This is a genomic window from Actinomycetota bacterium (assembly GCA_018333515.1).
Taxonomy (GTDB): domain Bacteria; phylum Actinomycetota; class Aquicultoria; order Aquicultorales; family Aquicultoraceae; genus Aquicultor.
Map to the genome: position 1 here is coordinate 1 of JAGXSZ010000025.1, position 24,410 is coordinate 24,410.

At 45.6% G+C, this 24,410-nt stretch carries 23 protein-coding genes; 17 read left to right on the forward strand and 6 right to left on the reverse strand.

The window, feature by feature from the left end:
- From KGZ93_06405 to KGZ93_06415, 3 genes are all read left to right on the forward strand, one after another.
- On the forward strand, positions 1–1,512 hold a 1,512-nt coding region (locus tag KGZ93_06405), incomplete at its 5' end, for a hypothetical protein (protein ID MBS3909242.1).
- Positions 1,485–2,453: a hypothetical protein gene (locus KGZ93_06410; protein ID MBS3909243.1), complete on the forward strand. Its 969-nt coding sequence runs from the start codon at positions 1,485–1,487 to the stop codon at positions 2,451–2,453. The genes KGZ93_06405 and KGZ93_06410, both read left to right, overlap by 28 nt.
- 13 nt (positions 2,454–2,466) lie before the next feature.
- Complete coding sequence (locus KGZ93_06415) at positions 2,467–3,033, forward strand: hypothetical protein (GenBank protein MBS3909244.1); 567 nt, start codon at positions 2,467–2,469, stop codon at positions 3,031–3,033.
- A 153-nt stretch (positions 3,034–3,186) separates the two neighbouring features.
- On the opposite strand, the gene KGZ93_06420 is transcribed toward KGZ93_06415, so the two are convergent.
- Positions 3,187–4,332, reverse strand: a complete 1,146-nt coding sequence (locus tag KGZ93_06420) for an EcsC family protein (protein ID MBS3909245.1) — start codon at positions 4,330–4,332, stop codon at positions 3,187–3,189.
- 372 nt (positions 4,333–4,704) lie between these two features.
- On the opposite strand from KGZ93_06420, the gene KGZ93_06425 reads away from it, so the two are divergent.
- The 12 genes from KGZ93_06425 to dnaN all read left to right on the forward strand — a co-directional run bounded on the left by KGZ93_06425 (position 4,705) and on the right by dnaN (position 12,544).
- Positions 4,705–5,163 carry a hypothetical protein gene (locus KGZ93_06425; protein ID MBS3909246.1) on the forward strand — a complete coding sequence of 153 codons (459 nt, stop codon included), beginning with the start codon at positions 4,705–4,707 and terminating at the stop codon, positions 5,161–5,163.
- Between the two features lie 16 nt (positions 5,164–5,179).
- On the forward strand, positions 5,180–5,332 hold the full coding sequence (locus tag KGZ93_06430; protein ID MBS3909247.1) for a hypothetical protein: 153 nt from the start codon (positions 5,180–5,182) through the stop codon (positions 5,330–5,332).
- An 80-nt stretch (positions 5,333–5,412) separates the two neighbouring features.
- The gene (locus KGZ93_06435; GenBank protein MBS3909248.1) at positions 5,413–5,823 is read left to right on the forward strand and encodes a pilus assembly protein; all 411 of its coding nucleotides are present in this window, start codon (positions 5,413–5,415) and stop codon (positions 5,821–5,823) included.
- Between the two features lies 1 nt (position 5,824).
- On the forward strand, positions 5,825–6,259 hold the full coding sequence (locus tag KGZ93_06440) for a hypothetical protein (protein MBS3909249.1): 435 nt from the start codon (positions 5,825–5,827) through the stop codon (positions 6,257–6,259).
- A 199-nt stretch (positions 6,260–6,458) separates the two neighbouring features.
- Positions 6,459–6,983 (forward strand): hypothetical protein, encoded by a 525-nt coding sequence (locus tag KGZ93_06445; protein ID MBS3909250.1) that lies wholly within the window; start codon positions 6,459–6,461, stop codon positions 6,981–6,983.
- 583 nt (positions 6,984–7,566) lie between these two features.
- Positions 7,567–8,664: a hypothetical protein gene (locus KGZ93_06450; GenBank protein MBS3909251.1), complete on the forward strand. Its 1,098-nt coding sequence runs from the start codon at positions 7,567–7,569 to the stop codon at positions 8,662–8,664.
- Positions 8,665–8,696: 32 nt separating this feature from the next.
- Positions 8,697–9,116 (forward strand): single-stranded DNA-binding protein, encoded by a 420-nt coding sequence (locus KGZ93_06455; protein MBS3909252.1) that lies wholly within the window; start codon positions 8,697–8,699, stop codon positions 9,114–9,116.
- A 19-nt stretch (positions 9,117–9,135) separates the two neighbouring features.
- The gene (locus tag KGZ93_06460) at positions 9,136–9,555 is read left to right on the forward strand and encodes a hypothetical protein (protein ID MBS3909253.1); all 420 of its coding nucleotides are present in this window, start codon (positions 9,136–9,138) and stop codon (positions 9,553–9,555) included.
- A complete protein-coding gene (locus tag KGZ93_06465) occupies positions 9,530–10,102 on the forward strand; it encodes a hypothetical protein (protein ID MBS3909254.1) in 573 nt (190 codons plus the stop codon). The genes KGZ93_06460 and KGZ93_06465 overlap by 26 nt, the downstream gene beginning before the upstream one ends.
- 71 nt (positions 10,103–10,173) lie before the next feature.
- The gene (gene radC / locus KGZ93_06470; protein ID MBS3909255.1) at positions 10,174–10,893 is read left to right on the forward strand and encodes a DNA repair protein RadC; all 720 of its coding nucleotides are present in this window, start codon (positions 10,174–10,176) and stop codon (positions 10,891–10,893) included.
- A gap of 16 nt (positions 10,894–10,909) precedes the next feature.
- The gene (locus KGZ93_06475) at positions 10,910–11,344 is read left to right on the forward strand and encodes a hypothetical protein (protein MBS3909256.1); all 435 of its coding nucleotides are present in this window, start codon (positions 10,910–10,912) and stop codon (positions 11,342–11,344) included.
- A 63-nt stretch (positions 11,345–11,407) separates the two neighbouring features.
- On the forward strand, positions 11,408–12,544 hold the full coding sequence (gene dnaN / locus KGZ93_06480) for a DNA polymerase III subunit beta (protein ID MBS3909257.1): 1,137 nt from the start codon (positions 11,408–11,410) through the stop codon (positions 12,542–12,544).
- Between the two features lie 62 nt (positions 12,545–12,606).
- On the opposite strand, the gene KGZ93_06485 is transcribed toward dnaN, so the two are convergent.
- Positions 12,607–13,629 (reverse strand): hypothetical protein, encoded by a 1,023-nt coding sequence (locus tag KGZ93_06485; protein MBS3909258.1) that lies wholly within the window; start codon positions 13,627–13,629, stop codon positions 12,607–12,609.
- A gap of 223 nt (positions 13,630–13,852) precedes the next feature.
- On the opposite strand from KGZ93_06485, the gene KGZ93_06490 reads away from it, so the two are divergent.
- Both KGZ93_06490 and KGZ93_06495 read left to right on the forward strand, forming a co-directional pair.
- Positions 13,853–14,920 (forward strand): hypothetical protein, encoded by a 1,068-nt coding sequence (locus tag KGZ93_06490; GenBank protein ID MBS3909259.1) that lies wholly within the window; start codon positions 13,853–13,855, stop codon positions 14,918–14,920.
- Between the two features lie 110 nt (positions 14,921–15,030).
- On the forward strand, positions 15,031–18,387 hold the full coding sequence (locus KGZ93_06495) for a hypothetical protein (protein MBS3909260.1): 3,357 nt from the start codon (positions 15,031–15,033) through the stop codon (positions 18,385–18,387).
- A 64-nt stretch (positions 18,388–18,451) separates the two neighbouring features.
- Here KGZ93_06495 and KGZ93_06500 read toward each other — a convergent pair whose 3' ends face one another.
- From KGZ93_06500 to KGZ93_06515, 4 genes are all read right to left on the reverse strand, one after another.
- Positions 18,452–19,309: a site-specific DNA-methyltransferase gene (locus KGZ93_06500; GenBank protein MBS3909261.1), complete on the reverse strand. Its 858-nt coding sequence runs from the start codon at positions 19,307–19,309 to the stop codon at positions 18,452–18,454.
- Positions 19,310–19,377: 68 nt separating this feature from the next.
- Complete coding sequence (locus KGZ93_06505) at positions 19,378–19,878, reverse strand: hypothetical protein (GenBank protein ID MBS3909262.1); 501 nt, start codon at positions 19,876–19,878, stop codon at positions 19,378–19,380.
- 87 nt (positions 19,879–19,965) lie between these two features.
- A complete protein-coding gene (gene brxL, locus KGZ93_06510) occupies positions 19,966–22,032 on the reverse strand; it encodes a BREX system Lon protease-like protein BrxL (GenBank protein MBS3909263.1) in 2,067 nt (688 codons plus the stop codon).
- A gap of 9 nt (positions 22,033–22,041) precedes the next feature.
- Positions 22,042–24,402 (reverse strand): PglZ domain-containing protein, encoded by a 2,361-nt coding sequence (locus KGZ93_06515; protein ID MBS3909264.1) that lies wholly within the window; start codon positions 24,400–24,402, stop codon positions 22,042–22,044.
- Between the last annotated feature and the right edge of the window lie 8 nt (positions 24,403–24,410).

Consider the following 24,410-nt stretch of genomic DNA (forward strand, 5'->3'; position numbering starts at 1 on the left):
CCGATCACGGTTGCAGCGGGTGAGACGATCCAGATCAGAGGTTGTGATTGTTATGGAGGTAACTGCGGTTCAGGGGGGTGTGCTAACCCGCATGTGGGTTGGAAAACGCCTCATCACGATTACTTTTGTCCAAATTACTTCTATTCGCAAAACTACAACCCAAGCGCTGGTGGTAGAGACTTTACCAGTTTAATGGCAGCATTCCTCGCTTCCGGGGATACCATAATTGGCACTCCACAATGTTGGGGAGATTGGGATGAAGATAATAGTAATGGCGGTTATGACCACGACTTTGAAGATTTTGTCTTAATCTGGGCTTATCGAGATACCTTTACTGGCTACCATGACGGAGCCTCTGGAACAGTACCTCAATCCCAATGTCGGGCTTACGGTTGGGTGATGCAAGATGCCGCTCCAGGGTTGGATATTAATTACCGCATCCTGGTAGATGGCAATTTGGTAGCGAATGGAGTCGCTAACCAGTACAGGGCGGATCTGACTGGAACCTGTACAGGTGGCACGTGTGGATATAGCCAGGATTTATGGGGGTTAATATCGCCCAATGTTCAACACACCATACGCGTTCAGGGTCAAAATCCCTATAATTCCTCCTGGTTTGATTTGTCAGGAACATATAAAACGATTCGGTGCTCACTCCCGCCCAGCGTGGATTTGAAAGTGAATAACCAGGATGGGACAATCCGACTGACTTCTCCCGCTCAATATCTGTTGAGCAGGACTTCCAGCAATGCAGATACTTGTACTGCCTCAGGAAGCTGGACTGGAACGAAGGGTCAGTCCGGCTCGACGAATTATGCTGGCATCACAACCGGAAGTTACACCTATACGTTGACATGTTCCAATCCCATTGGCTCCGCTTCAGATAGTGTCACGGTGATTGTCTACAATCCACCCGCTGTGGATTTGAAGGTTAACAACACAGATGGTCCTCTGACTTTAATTTCTCCCGCAAACTTTACCCTGAGTTGGATCAGTCGCGATGCAACCAATTGTTCAGCAGCTAGCTCAAATGGCAGCTGGGTTGGGAATGTGGTCGTAGCTGGAAATCAATCTATGAGTGGAGTTTCGACTGGAACTCACACCTACACAATCACCTGTTCAAATCAGTATGAAAGTGCCAGCGATTCAGTCACGGTTATTGTGATTGCACCACTTCGTGGGACAATAGCGGTAACCTATGCGCGTTTATTGTTGTTTGCTCCTAGCCTAGATCAACCCGCACAGACCCTAACTGGCGAGGTAACAGGTGGTGTTCCACCTTATTCTATTTTGGTACGAGTTCGGGCACCATCGGGAGCCCAATTTTCTTTGAACAGGAACGGCTCGGCCTGGTCGGTGACTCCTGAGAACTCAGGAGATCTCAATTTTGGAACCACAGAAGAAGGTATCTGGACCGCATGGGCTGATTTGACGGATGATTTTGGCCAGATATATCGAACACCCAGCGTAGTTTGGGAGGTGGCATGGCATCCCGTGCGTGGTCGCCCGTAATTCGAATTCTACTTGCCGCCCTTACCGTGATGACCACTGCCAGTTGGGAAACAACATCTGTGAAGGCTGACAGTGGTGGAACCTGCCAGATGGCTTATGGCTTAACCCCAACAGCAATTCCTGATTGGTTAATGCCCGTGAGCGGGAACTCGAACCTAGCCACTGCCAACCGTTATGATGTTTTGGCTGCTGAGTTATTGACCTCCGGATTAGTCGATGGTGCTATCTGCCCAGCACAAGGGTTGAATCCTGATGGCTCTGCTAATGGTTGTGGAATCGAACTTACGAAAGACCAGGTGCTCACCTGGCAGAATCAATTTGACTCGGTGATTCTCTCTTCTTCTCAGGCTGCAGAGTTACCCCCAAAGGTAGTTAAAGCTGTCATTGCCGTTGAATCGCAATTCTGGCCAGTGGCAAATTGGACTCTAGGTGAGATTGGATTGGGTCAGATGACCACATATGGCGCAGACCTTGTTTTGATGTGGCGACCGGCTTATTTCCAAACCATCTGCCGGCAAACATACGGTGAAGTAGGATGTACCACCCAATATCAATTCCTGGATTCTTCAACGCAATACCTATTACGCGGAATGGTTTTACGAGATATCGAGGCCACCTGCCCGAATTGTCCAGGGGGTGTTGATCTTGAAAAAGGAAACCAAGCGATACGAGTTCTGGCTGAAACCCTCAATGCAAGTTGTTTGCAGTCAGCCCGAATTTTCAATCTGGCAACCGGAAGACAACCAGCTGCGTTTTTAAGTTATGACGATTACTGGCGTCTGGTTCTCGCAAATTACCATGCCGGCGCTGGGTGTGTTTATCAGGCTCTTCGAAAAACCGGAAATCCGAACAGTTGGAATAGCATTGCTGTTAATTTTTCCAGCGGGTGTGCCAGTGGTGCAGAATACATCCGACGTATTGAAGGGCAGATCAAGCCGTAGAAAAAGAGGTGTTATGGATTGGATTATTTTTGGTCTTGTTGTAACCTGGTTGGGAATCGTATCTTGGTTCGATATTCGAAAAAATGAAATACCACACAGCGCCTGGGTGGTTATTCCTCTCATTGGTGCAGGTCTTTATCGGATCTGGCAGGGAGACTGGACATTAGTCCTACTTGCTGCTGTAGTTGCAGCTGTTAGTGAACGGGATAGGATGTCTCAAGCATTTGGCTGGGAAGAGTTAAGCCGAATAATCACCTGGCTCCCATTGCTATTTTTGGGAGCATTCCTCTCGATTCAATCTTCTCCACTTTCAGCTCTGGCAATCATGGGCTTCTGGGCTGCCTGGGAATTGAAGTGGTGGGGTGGTGCGGATGCAGTGAGTGCAATTACAGTTTGTCTAATCTGGCCAGGGATGTCCTTTATTGTATCGTTTTTGGTTATTCACTTTATCGTTGTGATTGCTTCAGGATTGGTTTCAATGAAACGGGAACAGAAAATCAAGTTTCACCGATTACCGGGATTGCCGATATTGTTAGCCTCGGTATTGATCTTGAAAGTAGGGAATATCTTTTTAGGTTAATCCGCAATGTCTGGATTATGCTTATATTATCATAGCCAAACTTGCGAGGCCTCCCTCTCGTACACCGTGGCGAAACACTTGAGTACACACTACTAAACGCCTGGGACAAGGAGTGTAATGGTTTTGTTCTCTGAGGGCTTAAGGGGGACTGGTCTACCCAAATTTATTCGCCAGTTCATTAAGCCCATTTTCATCAAACGCTATATCAGCTCGATGAACTACCTCTCGAACAAAGGCTAATTCAGTATCTGAAGGTTTGTCATCAACCACAACAGCAATGCATATTGCTTTAAATATAGTTTGCCTTTCCTCAATAGAACAGTTCGCTAATAGGTTGAGAATTTCTTCTTTATCGAAGTTTACTTGTTTTGAAAAGTTCTCGATATCTGGAATACTCCCAATTTCCTGGATTCGCGTGGTAAATGCTCGAAGAAACCATGCTTCCGGACGCGTGACTTTTTTGTCAGAATAAATGGCTAGCCAGATCAGGTTCAGGAAAAGGCATTTATTCTGTATTCCTTCAAGGGGGAAATCGCGCACAGCCTCATCAATGGCGGCGCGTCTCCGATATTTTGTCTTGGCACGTTTCCCAATTTGGCTGGTATTGTAATAGTTCAGACCTACTCCAAGGGGGATATTGATGCCAGGGATGGCTCCCTTAATAATCTTATTTTGAAGAAGGTATTTACCAACGACAGGCAGGGCTTTGAGTGCTTGTAGACTACTGCCCGTAAGTGTTTTTTTTATGAATACTCGTATAAATTCAGGAGCGAGTTGTTGTAAGCTTTTATTTAGTGCCTCTCCTGCTTTAACGCCGAAAGCAAGATCGATAAGATCAGTGAGGTCTTGCGGATCTTCATAATCCAGCGGATGTCCGTATAGGATACCGATATCGTACGCAAGGCGTAGTTGGAGCAGACTGGTGTATCCCAAATCTGCCACAAGAGTCGTAATGGCAGCAGGTATTATAACCTTCGAGGCTCCACCACGTTTACCAATAGTTGCTACTATTGCTCCTGAATAAGCTAAACTTGTCATGCCACCACTGATTGCTGCAAACTTTTTCGCTAATGCTATCCTTAAGTCGACGATTGCATCTGGTGGCAAACCAGGATACTCCTTCTGAAAGTATTCTGCCGTTACCTTTTTCTGATAATTGCTCAAAGCGAGATATAACAACTTCTCAAACCAGGCACCTTTATAAATATCTTCTGGCATCATATTTCTAAAAAAGGTTTTGATCTCTTCAAGCGTTTTCTTTGAGGATTCTTCGGTACCATCTAGCAATTGATCAACCATGTAACTCCCTTTTGCGGTCTGGGCTTGCTGTTGAAATAGATTCTTCTATTTGTTTAGGAAGAGGAAGGACAAGTTATTCACAAATCTTGATGAAATGAGAAATGGTTTACCCTTTAGAAATCAGTATATACGAATTCTAATAAAACTTGGTAAATAAACCTTTCAGATATGATTCTATTGGCCACCTTGGATAACTTCATTCCATCATTATAATTATTAATAGACAATCTTTGATTAATCGTTGGCTGGACAGAACCTTCTGGGCGCAGAAGTGAGTCCAGCTTTAATTTTTAAGCACTTGCACTGATGCAGAATGGATAGGAGCGCCTTCTGATTGCTACTTTCGCCGTTTTAGCCCTGTTTTTTGCCTGTATGGTCTACGATCTCCGCAACTACCAGGTCCCCACACCATTAACCGTTGGTGGGATGGTTGGTGCAGGTGTGTATGCCCTTCTCAATGGCTTATGGGCTCCAGTATTGTTGATGATTGCACTAACTCACGTATCAGATTTCAACCCCCGAGAAAAACGTCTGGCATTCGCCCTCACGCTGTCCGCATTTTCTGCAATTTTTCAACCTTTAGCGGCGTTGATTTGTCTTCTCATCCTTGTCGTGTGGGTACTTTGGGAATTTGGTGTTTTGGGAGGTGCGGATGTCAAGTTGATCATTACTGCTACCCTGGTTCTTGGAAATCCAATTTTTCTGATCCCGATAACAGTTGTCGGTGGAGTGCAGGGCGTAATCGCGAGCCTTCAGAAAAAGAGGGAAATTCCTTTTGTCGTATCAATTTTTTGTGGGACATTGTTGTTCGTTCTCTATCCGTATTTCTAAAGAAGGAAGGAGGTGATTGGCATTGCGTTTCCTGAATGATAACCGGGGAATCGAGTCGACTGAGGTCGCATTGATCATTGCAGTAGTTGTTCTGGTGGCTTATGGTGCATACCGGTTGCTGGGCCAAAATATCGCTGCCATCGTGACTGATATTGCTGGAAAAATTTAGTCAAATCAATGGTCTGCCAGCAATGTTCCCTTCGGGGATGTTCCATAAACTGGCAGATCAATTATTCCTCAAGGAGGATTATGAGGTTTATTAAAGACACACGTGGGATGGAATTGCTTGAGGCTGCAATTACAACTCCAATTGCGATTATGGTGATGTTGGCGATTGTCAACCTGGGGATGTTAGTCTATGCCCAACAGGCAGTGCAAGCCGCTGCCAGGCATGGTGCGCGTATGGGAAGTGTGGCGCAGCAATGCCCAGCCTGTTATGCCATGAGTGGAGCAAGAGACGCAATCGCCCAGGCTGGGATTCTGGAAAATACATCGGTCAGTGTCTTGGCTCCTGGAGGAAGTGCCGGCAGCATTTTAAAGATTCAAGTCAGCGGCAGTGTACCCAACTTTATGGCTCCTCTGACCAGCCTGTTTCCAGGTTTGCCAGGGCAGACGTTTACTGTCCGTGCTGATTCAACATTTCGGCAAGAAGGCTGGTAATATGCTGTGGCGAGATCGACGTGGCTATTCAATGACTTTCTGGGCGGTATTCATTGGGTTGGTGATGATACCTGCCCTGGCATTGGCTATTGAACTCGGACGGTATTTTTATGCCATTTCAGAAGTGGCAAAGGCAGCGGATGCTGCAGCAGTTGCCGCTTCCGCTGAGATCAATCAGCAAGTTTTTCAAGATACCGGAAGTCTTGTCCCTACTTCAAGAACCTGGGGGAACGCCCAGGCTTATGTGACGTCAAATACAGCCAGCTTATCCGCTAAAGGGGTGCATGCCTTTGTTACAGGAATTCAGGTCAGTGGGGGAGACAACACTGTACGGGTTTCTGTATCCGCAGATTTATCTATCCTGTTTCCATCAGTAGTTCCCAAGGTGCTAGTAACTCAAACTGGCGTGGCCAAACTACGTGTCTTCACACATTGATCGTTTCTTACCCATAAAGGAGCGTGGGCATTATTAAAAAGAAATTGACCATCTAGGATAAGCCCCTTGTAATTGATATACTCTGATTGACAACTCAATAATTCTTAATCAATCGTTGGCCGGACAAAACCCACTGGGATCTGTTCGGCATTTTCTTTTTAACCATAGATGACGAAGGTTTTATAAACAAGGAGGTCAGATGATAAACGATGTAGTTCTAGAAGGAATCGTGGTACGTGATCCATGGAAATTTATGGATGACCTGTTCTTCCGGTTGGCGATCTATAGAGACAGTGATCTGCCTGCCAAGAAATTGGATCTGGAACGTGATGCAGGCGATTACATCAACGTCCGGGTCAATGGCGGAGCCAATGGGTTGATCCATATTCGCCGCGGCATGCGATTGCGAGTGCATGGTTTCCTCCAGTCTCGAGATTTCCGCGAAAGCTTGGAAGAGTTTATCAACAAAGCGCGGAAATCCAAGAATTGTACTGACCTGACGGTGGATATCAAAGCATGCGATTTGAAACAAAACCAGGTATTCATTGATCGAAACGTGGTAGAGGCAGTCGCCAGGCGCATTATTGTGTTGGATTCTGCCACACCGAACGAGAAAAAAGCCAGATCAATTGAGAGAGTTACGACTGGCAAGCACGCTGAAGCGGAAAACAATTCACGTGAGATGGAATCTACTTCTGGAGAAATTGACGCAACTGCTGAATAACTCATCCTATCAACAAACCGAAGGTGAGCATGGGTAATTATCTTTTTGGATTACCTGCAAAAGGTCTAAGAGTGTAAAAAAAATAGAGAGATGGATGAGTTCAGACCTGAAGCGAATTCTTAATACTTCAGGGTACGTGGAGGATCACAAGATGACGTCCGAATCCCTTGCATAAAGCAAGCTGGATTTCGAGAACTGTCATCGTAAGCTCCCATTGGTATTGGGAGTGTGTGATCCTTCTTTTTATTTCCGGGAGTCCCCGGATAGTGGGCTTGCACTTTAACAAACAACCTTTTCCTCCCAGGAGGCGTCATGGCGTGCTGAGAAGCAGAAAGGTTCATATCACAAGGAGAAAACAATACTGTGTGGGTGGGATGAATGACTCATCCCACCCATATATTTTCACATCCATAGGGCTGCAAATGTCAGCGATGAAGAAAAAGTCTTCACCATTGTCGTTTTCTGCCCTGTGTTTATTCACGGGTAGCAAATAACGTCGGAACACTCCTGGTACTTAGCCATGAGTTGATCTCTCGAATCGACTTTTTATTAATCAACGTCGGATATTTCCACAAGGAGGATTATGCAAAAAACACAAGACCTTACCCAAGCACAAGTTGAACGTACTGAACGTGCACAATCTGCGATTCTCGCTGGCAAGTTCCAGGTCACCCGAACCAATCCCCACCAATGGACGGTCAAAAATGGCGACAAGCTACCGTATGTAGTCTCATTGAGACCATCTCAAGGTGATTCTGAAGAGGTCAATTGGGCGTGTACCTGTATGGACTATCAGCAGCGGGGACCTCAGATTCTCTGCAAACACATTGAAGGTGTCCGCCTTTTAGAAGCGGCGCAACCACAAATTCACATAATTCAAGAAAAGGAGAGTCACATGAATGAAACCATCCCTTCAAATGATGGGAACCTGAGCGACCGGCTGAGCCGCATCCTCTGGGAACTTCGCCAGCCATTGGACATGTCTCGCGTCAAACGCCGCCAAGCGCCAGGTATGGGATCCGTCCCATATCTGGAAGGATACGACGTTATTGATCGAGCCAACAGTATCTTCGGATTTACCTGGTCATTTGACTTGATTGGTGACCCGGTCATCGTGCGTTGGCAAAAAAAGGTGCTGATCTGGAATCAACAGGAAAAACGCAAGGTTCCTGCCCTGGATGCCAATGGGAATGTTCAGACCGAGGAAGTCGGTTTAGTGTATATCACTGGCAAAGTATCTGTCGATCTGGACGGAAAAACATACAGTCACGCCGATCTTGGTCGTTGTGTCTTCACTGGTGATACACCCGAAGCTCTTGATATGGCCTTGGCAGGTTCAGCCACAGACTGTCTGAAGCGCTGCTTCCGCCAGTTGGGTGAACAGTTCGGCAATCTGCTGTATGACAAGGAAATTGCTCAGAACGCAGGCCTTGATCAAAACCGATCCAATGGCACCTCATCTACGGCAATTCCAACTTCGAAAGCAAATTCAATGCCTCCCACCACCTCTATCGTACGCAAGTATGGGGATAGTGTCTCCGTGAATGGTAATGTCTCTGAACAGGAGGCATTTGACCAATTCAAAGAGAAAACCGGGAGAGTTCCTGCTTCAAAGGATGAATTGCGTAATTGGCTAGCCAGTCAACGCGCCACACCGACGCCTGCATCCGTTGCAGCGTAAAAATCACATACCAAAGAGAAAGGAAAAACACCATGTACCAAACGATTATCCTCATCGGTAATTTGGGAAAAGATCCCGAAATGCGCTTTACCCCTGGCGGACAACCGGTGACTACCTTATCGGTAGCCACAAATCGCCGTTACAACGGTCAGAATGGACAGCCAGTCAAAGAAACAACCTGGTTCCGTGTCACTGTGTGGGGAAAACAAGCAGAGTCCTGCAATGAATTCCTACACAAAGGAAGCAAGGTGTTAGTGGAAGGGCGTCTAACCCCCGATCCTGAAACTGGTGGGCCACATATCTGGGAAAACAATGGAAAAGTTGGCGCTTCATTCGAAGTAACCGCCTCAACCGTACGTTTTCTTTCTGGACGTGAAGACCAGGAGGAAGCAGAACCCGCAGTAAATACTCAGGTCCCGCCAAATGTAGACCCAAGCGAAATTCCATTCTAGCCAGAGTCAGAACGCACCGGTGAATCACAACGAAGGACATGCCATTCAGGGCATGTCCTTTCTCATTCCTATTGAAAGAATACAGGAGGAACACATGGTAAAAGCTGAAATCACAATCGGTACATGTTATGGAGATGCGATCATACCCGTTGAGGTAGTGGGAAAAGGCCCGAGACCTGGAACAGTATGGGTACGCGCGCTCAATGGACTGGAGCCATTTACCAAGAACAGCCACGGTGGCCCTTATCAGGACAGCACAACGGTGGTTCATATCCCTCACTTGAGGGATGTCCGTGTTGAGAATGATCCTGAAGTAGCACCAATCTGTGAAACGATTGCACCAGGAGAACTAGAAGTTCAAATCTCTCCGCAGGATCACTTGCTTCCAGCGGATTGGTTTCTGGAGAGTGCTTATGAAGACCAAACTTGCTCCGAGTAGAACCGCAGGTACGGTTAGAAGCAGTCAGGGGATCCCAAAAGCGCATGACAGTGCAATGATCCGGGAAGACTTTACGGTGTTCACGCCATCCGTTTCCGTCCAGGGATATCAATACCTGGTTGATTTTGGTTCGGGTAGTGAACCTCGTTTTCACAGGGTCAATAAAAACAAGGAGTGCTCTTGTGGTGCAGCTTATTGCGAAGCGATTGATGCTGTTCGTTTTTATCTTCAAGCTGGTGGTGCACGAGCGCCTGATCCAGAAGGGATGCCACCTTGTCCTATCTGTGGCAGCAAGACTTTCCGCGATCGAAATTGGGATGGCAAGTACACCAAGGAATTGGGGTGGCGCTGCACAAAAGGCGACCTGCGTCATTTCCTGGATGCAAAAGCTGAAAGGATAAAAAAGAACCTTGCAGAAAACCCCTGGCTCATACCTCCCGCACCTGGATACCCTGGTGTGCGGCGCGATGAATTGATGACCTGGGAAGAATGCGAAGCTATCAGCCGCAAGGTATTTCTTGAAACCGGATACGATCCGACCGCCTAAGGACATAACCCTATCGGAGGGGACACCACCCCTCCAGGGGTGGTCTGTCCCCTCAATAACAGGAGACAGACATGAACAACCTACAACCGTACCTTATAGAAAGTGCACACCCTCAAACTTACAACTTTCCCCGGCTCAAGCACCTGCCCGTTCGAGAGCAGCCGGCTTTCCGGGTAAGCAAGGATTCAGATGCATGCAGTCTGGCTGAATTGCTGGCAGTCATCATTGGTGGTTCAAATCAAATTGAGTCCGCTGAACAACTGCTGGCACAATTTGGCACGATCCAGAAAATTGCCCAGGCACATGTGAATGAGATTGCCAAAGTGCCGGGTATAAGCAACTTGACTGCACTGCGACTCAAAGCAGCTTTAGCACTTGGACGTAAGCTCCTTCAACCAGAAGATGAACGCCCAACAATTCATTCACCTGGAGATGCTGCTCAAATCTTGATGCCGATGCTGGCGCATCGTGAACAAGAATTCATGGTCGTGATGCCGCTTGACACACGCAACCGCATGTTGGATGTGATTGAGATATATCACGGCTCGCTTAATTCCTCGATGGTGCGGGTTGGCGAGTTATTCAAACCAGCACTGCAGCGGAACGCGGCGGCTATCCTGATCGCACATAACCATCCCAGCACAGATCCCACACCCAGTCCCGAAGATGTCAGCGTGACTCGTGCCATTGTCCAAGCCGGCAAACTTTTGGATGTGTCAGTCCTGGACCATTTGGTCATTGGATTATCACGATGGGTGTCCCTGAAGGAAAAAGGGTTGGGATTTTCATAATCCACAGGAGATAAAAATGGATCAACTACCTACACTACAACAACTTGAATACCTTGAATCTGGTTTCGAGGTGTCCAAAATTCTGGCGCATGCTGGGTTTTCAATGGAAAAGCCGGCGTTTTCAATCACATGGGGACAAATCGCTGAAGAAATTGCTCACACACTGGCCGATCATGGTTTACCTCCAGATCGATTTGAAGAAGACTTTTTAATCGACTTGGTGCAAGGAATCCAGAAAGTTCTTCAGAACGATGATGTACTTTTCTGGCGCAATTGCATTCGTGCCTATACCTCGGATCAACCCATTCTCAGAGCTTTGATGAACTCGCAGAACGAGGATGATGACGAAGGCTCCCTCACTGAGCAATACGAAAATGCAATTCGCTTAGGGGATGAAGAGGCATATTGGCCAGATGGTGGTGCATCAGCCGATTTATTCGACGAATTCTAGACAGACTCAGACACGCAGCTTTTTAAAACCTGCGTGTCTGATACTACAACAAGGAGATACAGAATGACCTGCAAAGTGACTGTTCAAAAGAATACTTTTTCTGAAAGCCTGGTAATTGTTGGGCGAGCGGTAGGTTCTCACTCCCATCTACCGATCTTATCGAACATTTTGCTCAGTAAGGATGAGGATCAGCTTCGCCTTTCGGCTACCGACTTGACCGTGGGTGTCACGGTTTGGATGGATGCCAATTTGGATGGTGACCTGGGTTTGACCTTACCTGCCAAAACACTGACCGATGTGATCAATAGTCTAACAGATCCCGAGGTTGTTTTTTCAGTAAATGGGAAACCGGAAGTTTCACTGAAGTGCGGAACTTATAAAGGGATCGTCAAGGGAATTGATGCATCCGAGTTTCCAACCATCCCGGAGTACCCTATCACCAATGGGGTTTCAATGGACGCAAGTATGTTCAAAGATATGATCCAAAAGGTTGCGTTCGCTGCCTCCATGGATGATACCCGACCTGTTCTGACTGGAGTCTTGATGAGCATGGAAGGAAAGACCGTATCCATGGTCGGAACGGATGGATTCCGTCTCGCTATCTGTAAAGCGATCCTTCCAGAACCGTTCACCAAGAAGCAGTTAATCATACCGGCTGCCGCATTGAAAGAGGTGGTGCGAATCCTGAACGCGACAAAAACAGCCAGGATCACTTTTGTTTTACCTCCGAATGGTAGCCAGGTGGTGTTCCGTTGTGAAAATGTGCAGATGGTCTCACAATTGATCGATGGGAAATTCCCCGATTACCAGGCGATTCTACCCAAAGGTCACAAGACCAAAGCAGTCCTTGACGCGGGAGACCTGCTCAAAGCCTGCAAACAGGCCAGCATCATTGCTCGCGAAGGGAGCAATGTGGTGCGCTTTCATCTTCAACCCGGAGCTGATCAAACAGGGAGGGTCAAACTGTTGGCTGAATCCGATGAGACCGGCGCCAGTGAGATAGAGCTTGAAGCCACGGTTGAAGGACAGGAATTGGAGATCGCATTCAATGTGAAATTCTTGCAAGATGGTTTGGAAGCCATTACTACCAAAAATGTGACCATTGAGGCGAATGCCCACAACACACCGGCGGTTCTCCATTCGACAGGAGATGAGGAGAATTTATACGTATTAATGCCCATGCATATCGATGGAAGGTAGATAATCACGGGGAAGCATTGGGCTTCCCCGTGAACCTTTCCAATGAAACTACAGATTCTTGGTTAGAAATAATAGAGCTCTTGATACCAGCGTACCCATTCAGATAAAGCTGGCTCATTTATCTCTTTAGCGCGGTTTATCAATTTTTCCGATGAAAACGCAAAGAACCGGTCGTTGTAACCAATCAATTTTTGAAATTCATCAATGGATGGCCGTAAGGAATCATTTCGAGGATGATATACCACCGAAAAATACACTTTCTTGTAGGGCCACTTGGGTGAAGGCGATATTTCAAGGCTTGTGGCAAGCAGTTGATTCCGCCACAACTGATTCATGCCACCTTTGAATGGGCATTCGTCATATTCTCTAATACGGTCGGCAGTAAACGGTGAAGTATCTTGCACCGTAATCTCCCAATAACGAAATTTACATTTGCTGTGGTAATAACAAAGATTTTTATTATCCAGGATTGCGGATGCTGGTGCGCAGGCATGAGAGGGAGTACGGCCAAGGCTTTTAAAGCCTCCGCAAGTTGTAAACTCCACTTCCGTCAGTTTATGTTCAATCATCCATAGGTTGAGATTGCCCAGATTGTCATAGTATGCAATGGCAATATCTGCGTCGGTTCCGCTCACATTTGTATGGTCATTAAGCACATTGTCAGGTTCATCCCAAAACTCAATCCGAAATCCTCGGTCTAGATGATCCGTCGCAATTGACTTGAGGTCTGTTTTTACAGCACGTAGAACCTTGGCAGCGATCAGCGGATCCTCGAGGAGAGGCAAGAACAAATTTGCGCATGCAGCCTGAGAACTCGCCATATGTCCAAGAAACTTATGGGATTTGAAGGGGAATCGTTGTTGATGATCCAGGAAACGTTCTTTTATTGGGCGATACAGCGGATAACCCTGTGATTTCAATTCATCCGGTAGCAACGCATCATAAGGAGAGTTCTTGAAAAATCCCGATTCTTGAGTCAGATGAGCCCATTTCCAATTTATCAAGTGAACGTACATTTGTAACTGAAAATCGGTAAGTTCATTGGGTAGCCGATATTTATTTCTATCGATTTCATAAATTTTCATAATATAGTCCGGCTTTCGTTTTTGTGGCGAATATAAAAAAGACCTTCTTCATTTTACTTGCGAATGGACAGGGCATGAAACCTGGTTGCTGAAACAATATTCAAGTTTCAGGCACCTGGTTTGATGTTCTGTTATGCAGTGCATGCAGAAACGCAAGAACGTTGGCTATTTTTACAATTCAACGTTGGTTATTCAATCCATATCTAATCCAAAGGAGGATCACATGAATGTATACGAAGACAAATACCTGCGCGAAAAAGTGAACCGCATTATTGCCAGGCAGAAGGAGGGCAAGATCATCATTGCTGCTTATAAGGATGGCAGTGGTTTACCTGCGAGAGAAGACCTTGGTCAGGAACTGACACGGGCAGCTTACCCATACGATTATGCAGTTGGTAAAGCCGGTTTCCTTAAGTACGATTCGGAACTCGGAGCTTACCTGTTTACCGCAAAATCAGGCGAGAAACTACCTCAAGTATTAGCTAACTACCGAGTTCTATCTTTAGGTGAAGCAATCCTCGATGTAAAGGACAGGAGTATCCGTATTCAATGCGGCGAAACCAGCGTTACCTTTACCGGAGCACAACCCTGGAAAGGTCTGTACGAAGTTCTGAGAGAGGTCAACGAAGAACTGGCTCGAGTCAATTCTGGGATTGTTGTTTGGAAGATTGTTCCGAAGGAAAGCGGGGATTCCAAATCGGGTGATCGTCTATTTCCTGAAGCGGTACCAAAGCTTCGGAACGGGCAAGCAATGGCACATGCCGCCGGCTATGCCTATGACACCGATCACAACCTGGCGTATATTGGCCTTGTAGGTTACAAGACCAGCCTGGAGTCACTACGAGTGACCCTTATGTGCGGGAAATCCCTACAAATGACTCAGGACGGCCTAAGCGATGTGTCCCTGATTCCCACTGATAAGTATGAACAAGCCTGGCAAGCCATGCCTGAATACACCAGTCATCATGTCGGGTTTGTATCTCGGCTTGCGCTTCCTGGAAAATGGGAACCAGAAGACCTCAGTGCATATCTGCTTATTTTTCGAGGAACACCTGATCCAGGAAAGGAATTGATACAGCTTTTCGTTGAACGAATCAAAGAAGCTCTGGAGGTGCCGATCCTGGATGAATGGTCAGTAGCCCTTTGGAAACAAGCTCGCAGTCGTAAGTTGGTTCAAGATCTGACCACAGGTGGCGATTGTATCCTTGGTGCCAGAATTGACCTGCAAGCTGACTGGAAAGACCTGTTATCTGAGTTATTAGCTCAGGAGGAAATCTCACTGACCATCTGAGAGAACAAGTAAAACTACTCGCAACATCACCCTGGAGGGGGCGCTTTTCATCCCCTCAAGGGGTTGGACGCGTCTCCTGCGGGGATTTTATTATCGCAAAGGAGTGAACAATGCGTCCACCAGCAATCGAAAGAATGGGGTATTACCCCACGGATGAACCGGTTGTCGAGATCATCCGCACTTACCTGAAACCGCCCAGCGAAAGAGGGCGGTTATTTGATCCCTGCGCAGGGGAAGGAAAAGCTGTTTCTTCCTTGGGCAACGCGCTCAACTGCGAAACCTGGGGTGTAGAACTCTCACCAGAACGAGCAGGGAAAGCTCAAAACGTGATGGATAAGGTTTTCCAGGCTCCCTGGCAGGCTTGTGTTCTGAGCGATGAAAGCATTTCCTGGCTCTATCTGAATCCGCCCTATGAATTTGACCGTTTTGAGGGTCAAAAGAGGCTCGAATGGGATTTTCTCAAGACGACCTCCTCCAAGTTGATGCGTGGCGGGCTGCTAACCTATATCATCCCTCAGAAAATTCTGGGAATGATTGAAGTTGCTCGGCTGTTAGCCGGACATTATGAAGCCATCACAGTCTATCGGTTTCCGGACGGATTGTACGAGAAATTCAAGCAAGTGGTGGTGTTAGCCTATAAGCGCAAGCTCTACCAGCTACCCACGGACAAGGAGATTCTTTCGCTTCAAAGCCTGGCATCAACTGAACTGGAGCCCATCCATTCCGCTGTTGAACCGATCTATGATCTGTTGCCTGCGCCATTACGAGGTGCAAATGGCAAACCAGTAGTGTTCAAACGAACGGATTGGGAACCGGAAGAGGTGGTTGAAGCCACGAAGGAAGCAGGTGTCCATAAGACCAGTGATTGGCTCGACCTGATTCGCCCAACGCGTGGTTTGGCTCAACTCTCCCAACCGGTCATGCCCTTGAAGAAAGGACATATCGCTATGCTCATGGCCTCTGGCATGATGGGCACGGTGAAGTTGACTGATGAAGAGGGTAGGCCAATGCTGATCAAGGGAAGGGTAATCAAGGTGGTCGAAAAGACTGAGCAGCCGGATGCCAAAGAAGCGGATACAGTCGTAGAAATCTACAAGGATCGTTTTGTTACTACGGTGGCTGTGCTGAAACAGGATGGTATCCAGGTGATCCAGGACGTTAAAGGTCTTTCAGAGTTTATGAAAGTTCACGGCGAGATGATCGCTGCGCATGTCCTGGAAACCTATAAACCCATCTACAATCTGGACCCGACTGCAACCGAAATTAAAGTCCTCGATAGTCTTGGTACGCAACGAAAAGCCCTTCCCGGACAAGAGCGTGCTGGATTGCTTCCTGCCCAAAGACATGCGGCAGCGGCGTTAGCTCGTTCAATTCGCAGAAATGGCGTGGCCAACTGCCAAGCAGAAATGGGGACCGGGAAGACGACAATATCAACTGGGGTGATAGAGCTGCTGGATTCTTATCCTGCAATCGTGCTTTGTCCTCCACACCTCGTACCCAAATGGATCCGCGAAATCGAGGAAGTGATCCCAGGAGCATATGCACGAGAAATCCGTCGCATCGGTCGGAATAGTGACGAAGTTTATGATGTGAACGATGTCCGTGAATTCCTGGATCAATATAAGGAAGCTTATGACACTGCTCAAAAGAAAGGAGGTTCAAAGCCCAAATGGGTGGCAGTAGTAGCACACACCTCTGCCAAGTTTGGGGCAGGATGGCAGCCGGCAGTCATCACCAGGAGAGCGAGAGACCCACTGACTGGAAAGATTGTGGATGCCTGTGCTTGTCCTGGTTGTGGTAAGGTCGTGATGGTCGAAAAGGACGGATTTGTGGTTCCGGTAACTGACGCCTCTGAATTGGCAGAAAAACGCCAATTCTGTCACAATCGAATCCCTGGTTGGGAGTTGGATGCAGACGGGAGGACGAAACTTGATGCCAACGGTGACTCGGTATGGGGCACACGTCCATGTGGGACACCCTTGTTTGAGTTCAATGGGGCGAGGCGACATAGCATTTCGGAGTACATCACCAAACATGCGAAGGGCGCTTTCAAGCTTCTGATAGCCGATGAGGTCCATCAGTTTAAATCCAAGTCGTCAGATCGAGGTGTCGCGTTCCATCAACTGGTAACAGCTGTGAAGTGGACGCTAACGCTCACCGGGACATTCTTTGGTGGCAAAAGCACTTCAATTTTCTGGCTGCTGCATCGCTTGAACCATGGCGTCCGTCGTGATTTTGCTTTCCACGACGAGAAGCGCTGGGCGCGGTTGTATGGTGTGCTTGAAACCACCCGAAGACGAAGACGCGATGATGATGCGGACGAAGATGGGGTGTACACAGGAAACCGGCGCTATCGCAATCAAGCGAAGGAACAACCGGGCGTCAGTCCGGCCATCGTGAGTCGGTTATTGGATACCACCATATTCCTGAGCCTGAAGGATCTGAACCTGGCTCTACCATCGTATAAGGAAGAGGTGGTTGCCCTGGATATGCTCGATGACCAGGGACAGCAATACCACAGCATGGACAGCGTCTTGAAACAACTGGCTATCCAATCCAGTCGCTATCTATCCACCTGGCTTCAATGGACACTGGCGCGACCGAATTCAGCTTTTCGGGATGAGGTCGTCGTTGTGGATGAGGTGGATGGTGAGGATGGCAAGTCAGTCCGCAAGGTGCCGCTGATGGAACTGCCGGCTATCAACCCAAATGGTCACAAGTGGCTGCCAAAAGAAAACTGGCTGGCCGACTTCTGCAAACTGGAGAAGCAGCAAGGGCGTAAAGTGCTGGTCTATGTTCGTCAGACCGGCACACGCGACATTCAAGATCGGGTGATGATGCCGCTGCAAGCCAACGGACTGAGAGTTTCCATCCTGAGTGGAAATGTTGACCCACGCAAGCGTGAAGAATGGATCGCCAAACGTGTGAATACAATCGATGTTTTGATATGTAACCCCCGGCTTGTGGAAACGGGTCTTGACCTGGTGCAGTTTTCTACCGTGGTGTTTTTCGAGATCGAGTATAGCTTGTACACGTTGTGGCAAAGCGTCCGGCGTGTATGGCGGTTGGGGCAGACCCAGCCGGTCAAGGCAATTTTCTCGGTCTACTCCACGGCGATGGAAGCAACTGCCTTGGCCCTCATGGGAAGGAAGATGAAGGCTGCGCAGCTCGTCTACGGCGATGAAGTCGGAGGAGCAATTGTACCTGAAGAGGAAGGCGACTTCTTGACTCAGCTAGCGCGTGATGTGCTGGATGGGGCGAAGCTATCCGACTTACAGACCCTGTTTGCGGATGACCTGCAAGTCAGCCACAATCCGATGGGCAGTTTGACGACCCCGAGCGCGGTAATTGTTCCGGGTCCGAAGGTGATGACCTGGGATGACTGGGTTAGCCAAAAGACCGTGGTTGTCAGACGGACAAGGAGAAAGGAGGTGGTTCCGGAAGGACAGATGGGATTTGGAATTTAGATGGACATTAAAAAGCCTTGGGAGATTATTACCCAAGGCTTTTTAATAAAATCTAATAATTAGCCTATTCCTGAAATGGTTTAGGATCAAAATCGATCCACTCTATGTTATTGACAAATTTAAACCTTCTAGCCATCACTTCAAGTGCGGAAGGATTATTATCAATTAATATAAAATGCCTTCCCAATTCTTGTGCAGCTGCACCGGTGGTGCCACTGCCTGCGAAAAAGTCTAATACCTTCCCATTTTCGGGTGAAGAAATCTGAATAATGCGTTTTAAAATACCAAGTGGTTTCTGCGTAGGATAACCAGTCTTCTCTTTACCATTCGTTGGGACGATTGTATGCCACCAAGTATCAGTCGGCGTTTTCCCGCGAGCAGTTTTTTCCGGTCCTACAAGACCTGGAGACATATAAGGTATACGCTCCATATCATCATAATTAAACACATAATCTTCTGGGTCCTTTACGTAAACAAGGATGTTGTCATGCTTGGTGGGCCATTTCTTTTTTGACCGAGCTCCATAGTCATATGCCCAGATTATTTCGTTTAGAAAGCTATCTCTTCCAAAGATCTTATCTAGTAAAATTTTACAATAGTGGACTTCCCGATAATCAATGTGAAAGTATAAAGAGCCGTTAGGCGCTAATAATCGATAAGCCTCCAGCAATCTCGGCTCCAAAAAATCCAAATAATCATCAAATAAATCCGAGTATGATCTTGCTCCGATTTTTATTGTCTCGTATCTTTGGCCTTGAAAACCCACTCGGTCACCATTTTCTGACCGTACAGTCTTAATTTGTGTGCGCTGTTGAACTTTACCAGTGTTAAACGGTGGATCTATATAAATTAAATCAACAGATCCGGAAGCAATATCTTGCATGATTTTTAAATTGTCGCCAAAAATAATTTTGTTTTCCATATAACTCTCAAAAATTCCTAATCAGTGGTTAATAACTTCAGAGTTGTCTACACTTGTCTTGATACTAATTACTCAAGGATCGCTGTAACTGACGATTTCGTGTGCTCCCTTAGTTTAATTAGATCGGTATACAAATCATCCATTATTTTCTTAACTTCTTTGAATTGTTCTTGTTGTCCCATTCTGATCGCAGCATATACTCTCTCGGCTAGTTGAGAATCAGAACATCTATATACGTTTTCGATTTGATTAAGGGTTAAAGCAGCACATTCAAATGGGATTTCTGTGTGTTGCCCACGTGTTCTTTGCCCGACTAAATGGACAACCTCTTGGGGAGGAATAACGTACCAAACACCATCATAATAGATAACCAGTGTTTGGTATCTTATCGCACGAATTTGGTTAATCGTATTTGAGGTGCAATCCTTGACGTCAACATGATACCAAACTCCATCGATATTTACCTCAGTGTCACCTGAAGAAAAGTCATTGGAACGACGAACATTAGTTACTAATTTTATAAATCTATCCTTAGCTTTTTGACCCTTTTGACGTAATGACTCGGCCATTTTTACTCCTCCTTATCCAAGAAATCTCCAGTTCTTTTTTGGTCTCAATGGAAAAAACTAATAGGATACTAGACTTATTCCTTGAAACTATGAATTATCTGTTTGGATGTAAATAATCTCTGTCTCTCGACAAAGACGTTTGGTCTGGTCGATTTCACTTAATTCATATTTTGAGTCGGGTTTTTGAAAAATATCCAAACCGCGGTCACTTATGATCTTCCACCCATTATCTGCTTCGATACCACGCCGATGCACAGTCGTGCTAAAGTCGTAACTGAGAATTACGCCGTGTTTGATCACACTAGTTTTTATTTCATCTAGTTTTTTGCTTACTTCTCTCTCTTGATAGGCATCTTCTGCAGATGTTGTCAGATTAAGTTGGACAGGCCCCCCCGATGTGTCAATGATCCCGATGAAAGTGATTAAATTTCGAATTTGATATTCTAACCTAACATAAGGGTCAATAATTTGGATTGACTTTGCACCGCTAAGGTATGGCCCAAATAGATTCTTATAACTATGCCCTGTCTCTTCTTCATGGATGTGAATTGTTTTAGGTACTAGAACATTTTCACTGATATCTAAAGGGCTGGAAGTCATACGGATAGGCAAATCTGTTTTTTCTTCAGGTTGATCTTCATCATCTGATGAAATCGGCACTTGCAGGTGAGTCTGGTACTGAGGTAAATCGTTAGGATCTATATATTTAGCAGGCCGGTGATATTTTTGAAATTCATCAGGATATGATGTTTTCATAGTTATGGGTGCATATTCCCTGTCAAGTTTACAAAGCTCGTCTCGCACGCGCTGGCGGAACTCTACCGCAGGATTCACGCAATAACTATAAAAATCCTGTTCGGAAGGTTGTTTGTCGGGGAAGAGTATTTTTAATAGACCAGTTGCACCTGCTTCAACATTCTTACTGTCTCGCATATCGTCGCAGTTTTCAACCTGCATATTAGTTTTTACAAAATCTCGAAAACTTATATCTGCCCGTAGCATGTGGAGAATTTCACCAAAGATATCTCCCTTCAGGCCAAAGCAAATAGAGGGTGTATCTTTACTAATTCTTGGCAAATCCCATCCCGGCAATAATCCAGAAAAGCGATCTAGAAATGCTGTTTCTCGCAGAAAATTAGGGAAATCTCGGAACAAACCAATGACTTCGTGAAGGGGGCGTTTATTTTCGTCAAGATCGATATTTGCCAGAATTACGATTCCAGCTTCAGCAGTAATTGAACCAGCACTACCTCTCCCGAAACGACCTGCTTCCAAATAGGATTTTAGAAGTGCAGTTAATTCTCCCGACTTATCTCCTTTAACTTTCTGCGCCTCATCAATTACAACGCTGTCAAAACGCGTAATTAATCCTGGAGTCTTGCGTGCATCATTGTAAAAAAGCACAGGGGCAGAGATTGCTCCAGATCGGACAGAAACATATCTGGACATATTCTCATAAACAAAGCTTTTACCCGTTCCCTTAGGCGCAAGCTCAATTAAATTGAATCTGGGTTCCACCATCGGAATCAATCGGCTAATTAAAAGCAGCTTTTGTCGTTCACTGTAAATATGGTGGTTAAAACCCATCGAATTGACAATAAAGTTAATCCATTCTTGAGTGGTAAATTCCTTGCGCCGTGCAATGAAGAAATCTAAATCAAGACTGGCGAGTTGGAATGGTGTAAATGCCCGCATGATCACCTGGCCGGGACCATCATCGGTCGGGGGGGCATATGAAAGCGTACCCACCCCCCATATTCCACTGCTTAGTAACATTTCATTGTCCCGAACAATGTTGGGCGGTACAGAGCCTTTACTCTCATCTAAAAAAGGGATAATCAAATGACGATCACCCTTTGCCAGGTCAACATACACTGAAAAATCATCTAGTAGTTTCACGTCATTTTGTTCGTAAAGACGGTTCTTGATTGTTTCCCGTTCACTTTTATCAGGAACAAACCTCCGAACAAAATCAGCAATTTTGGAGCGCGATTCATCGGTCAGATCAGGAGAGTCCCCCACATAATTTGCCACAATCCATTCTCGAACATAAACCGGGATAGCCCGACTACCGAATCCTGCTTTCCGTGCAAAGGATTTATTGATAATCAATGACCCAAAGTTGTCTAATGCTTTTTGCTCAAATGTTTCCATAGCTTGCTCCTAAAGGTTATCCAAGTCGAACTTTGGCTTTGCAGGCTCGATGATTTCTATCGGTACCATGATATCGTTTATACAAGGCTGCCCAAGAAATTCGTATGTAAGTCTGATGTGTAGTTTTCGAAGACCAGTCTCTGCATTCCGGACACATCGAGATGGAATAGCAACTGGGAGCCGGACTAATTTTTCAAGACTTCCAAGTTTGAGTTTACTGGTTTCAAGGTTAACATCCATGATTTCTATTTGACATTCATCGCATGAATAATTATTTAAGTTGGTAATTTCGAGTAAAAGGTCAAATTTCGTACCAACATAAATTTTGTTACCTCCTGTGATTGCAATTGCCAATTGTTTGGGCGACACAATGACAGGTCGATATACTGCGGATGGGATGAGTGTTTCTTCGGGTGTTAGTCCACCGTGAATATATGCATTTTCATCTGTTGGCAAGAAACGGTAAAGCCGGCGAGCAACCAGGTAATTGGTTTCTAATTCCAATAAATCCCTTTTCAATAGATAACAATCGTATTTATAATTTTCAGGCAGTTTCTTTATTTCTTCATCCGAAATAGAAATATAGCGATGATGTTCATCGTCCGCGCGTTTTCGATAGTAATCCCCTTGAATTACGTTAATGGTTCCCTTAGGGATGCGTGTGGATCCGTGATCCGAAATAATCACTACAGTTAGATCTCGTTCCGCTCCAATTCTTTCAGCAAAAGCCCGAATGTCTTGCGATAAGGAAACTAGATAATTGCGAATAGCTTGAGGGTGTGATAGGCCGGTTTGGTTCTCATCTTGGTGGAGAGTAATATCCAATGGTAAATAATTTAAGAAATAGATATCATGTTCTCTAGTAGAAATTGATCGAAATTCACCAATACTGCCCACATAAAGAACTTTCTTTTGTAATCGTGCTTTCCAAGTACTTTCCACTTGGTTCTTATACGATGTTTCTTTGAATGGTTGATAATGACCTGTAATAATACATTTTTTACTTACCTCAGTACAAGAAGGCAACATCGAGAAGCAATAATCCATTTGTTGCTCGTAAAAGCCTTGTACTTGTAATTGATGCAACAAATCTGGATAAAATTTGGCATTTAAATTGTCTGCCATAACAACCAATACCGGACTATCCAGCTGTTTCCATGCATTACTGAGGTCTAATAACCATTTCCATGCCATTCTCTTTGAATGATATTTTAAGCTGCCATAATTTGAATTCAGCCAATCAGAATAACAACCAGCAAATTCTGCAATTTCGTCATTCAGTTGACCTGTATTTTCTAACCAGAATCGATATGGTAAGTAAGACTCTACTGCCCAAAGAACCCATTCTTCCTCCGTCCAGTTGGATTGTGGCTGGACAGGTTGAGGGCGAGTGATTAGTAAATCAAGAGCATTAAGGATTTGTGAAACATTCGGGATTTCTTGGATAGGTTTAAATTTCGCCCTAATTTTTTCCACCAAGGGTGCATCAATATTTAATTGACCTTTTTGAAGTATCTGATAAATCGTATTAAATTCGATTTCCAACAAGCCACTCATCTGATCAACAAGGTGATTTAATTCCTCTACATTGCCCGGTGTGTTTTTGCCGGAAAGATAAACTCTAATTTCATCAAGCACCCTTTCGTTGCCTCGTAGAAGAATTGGAACTTTTCGGTAATCAAGCTTGCTTTCTCGTAGATGTAAAAATGCAGTTCCAAAAAGACGTTTTCCTATGGCTTCCGGGTAGCCAATCAACATTTTCATGGCAGACAGATTACGAATTAATACTTGTGGCGATTCTTCTAACCAGCCTAAAAGGACTTTTTCACCATTTCTTTTCTCAGATTCTAAGAGAACACGAAGATCCCTAAGTCTTTTTAAATACAAATCTCTAACGATTGGACGATTAAGCGCTGCATCCCATTGGTCAGTCTCGTAATTGGTAATAAAATCTCCGATCCTTTTCAAGCCTCCATCAGATATGAGAAAATTTCCAAAAAATACTTCCAACAAGTATTCTTCAAAAGTTGCATTTGCTGATGCGGGAATGCTTAGATCAAGTAGAGAAGACTCTTTGATTTGTTGATCAGTAATTGATTCAGGAATTGAGATTCCTATTTGTTTGGCCAGCTGTTTTCGGAAATTTATTTCCTCAACAGTGATGGTTTCTTTTCCATATCGTTTTTGTAGGATGCTTAACCATTTCCCAACTTGATTATTGGTTATTACAACATGAAGGTCTCTCTGAGAATGAATTGTACTTACGATGCGATCATATCCTGAAACGTATTGATCAATATCGTTCAGGGTTACATCCGCATCTGGAACATGAACATCTAGGGAAAGGTCAAGAATTGTAAGTTTAATCACTCGATTAC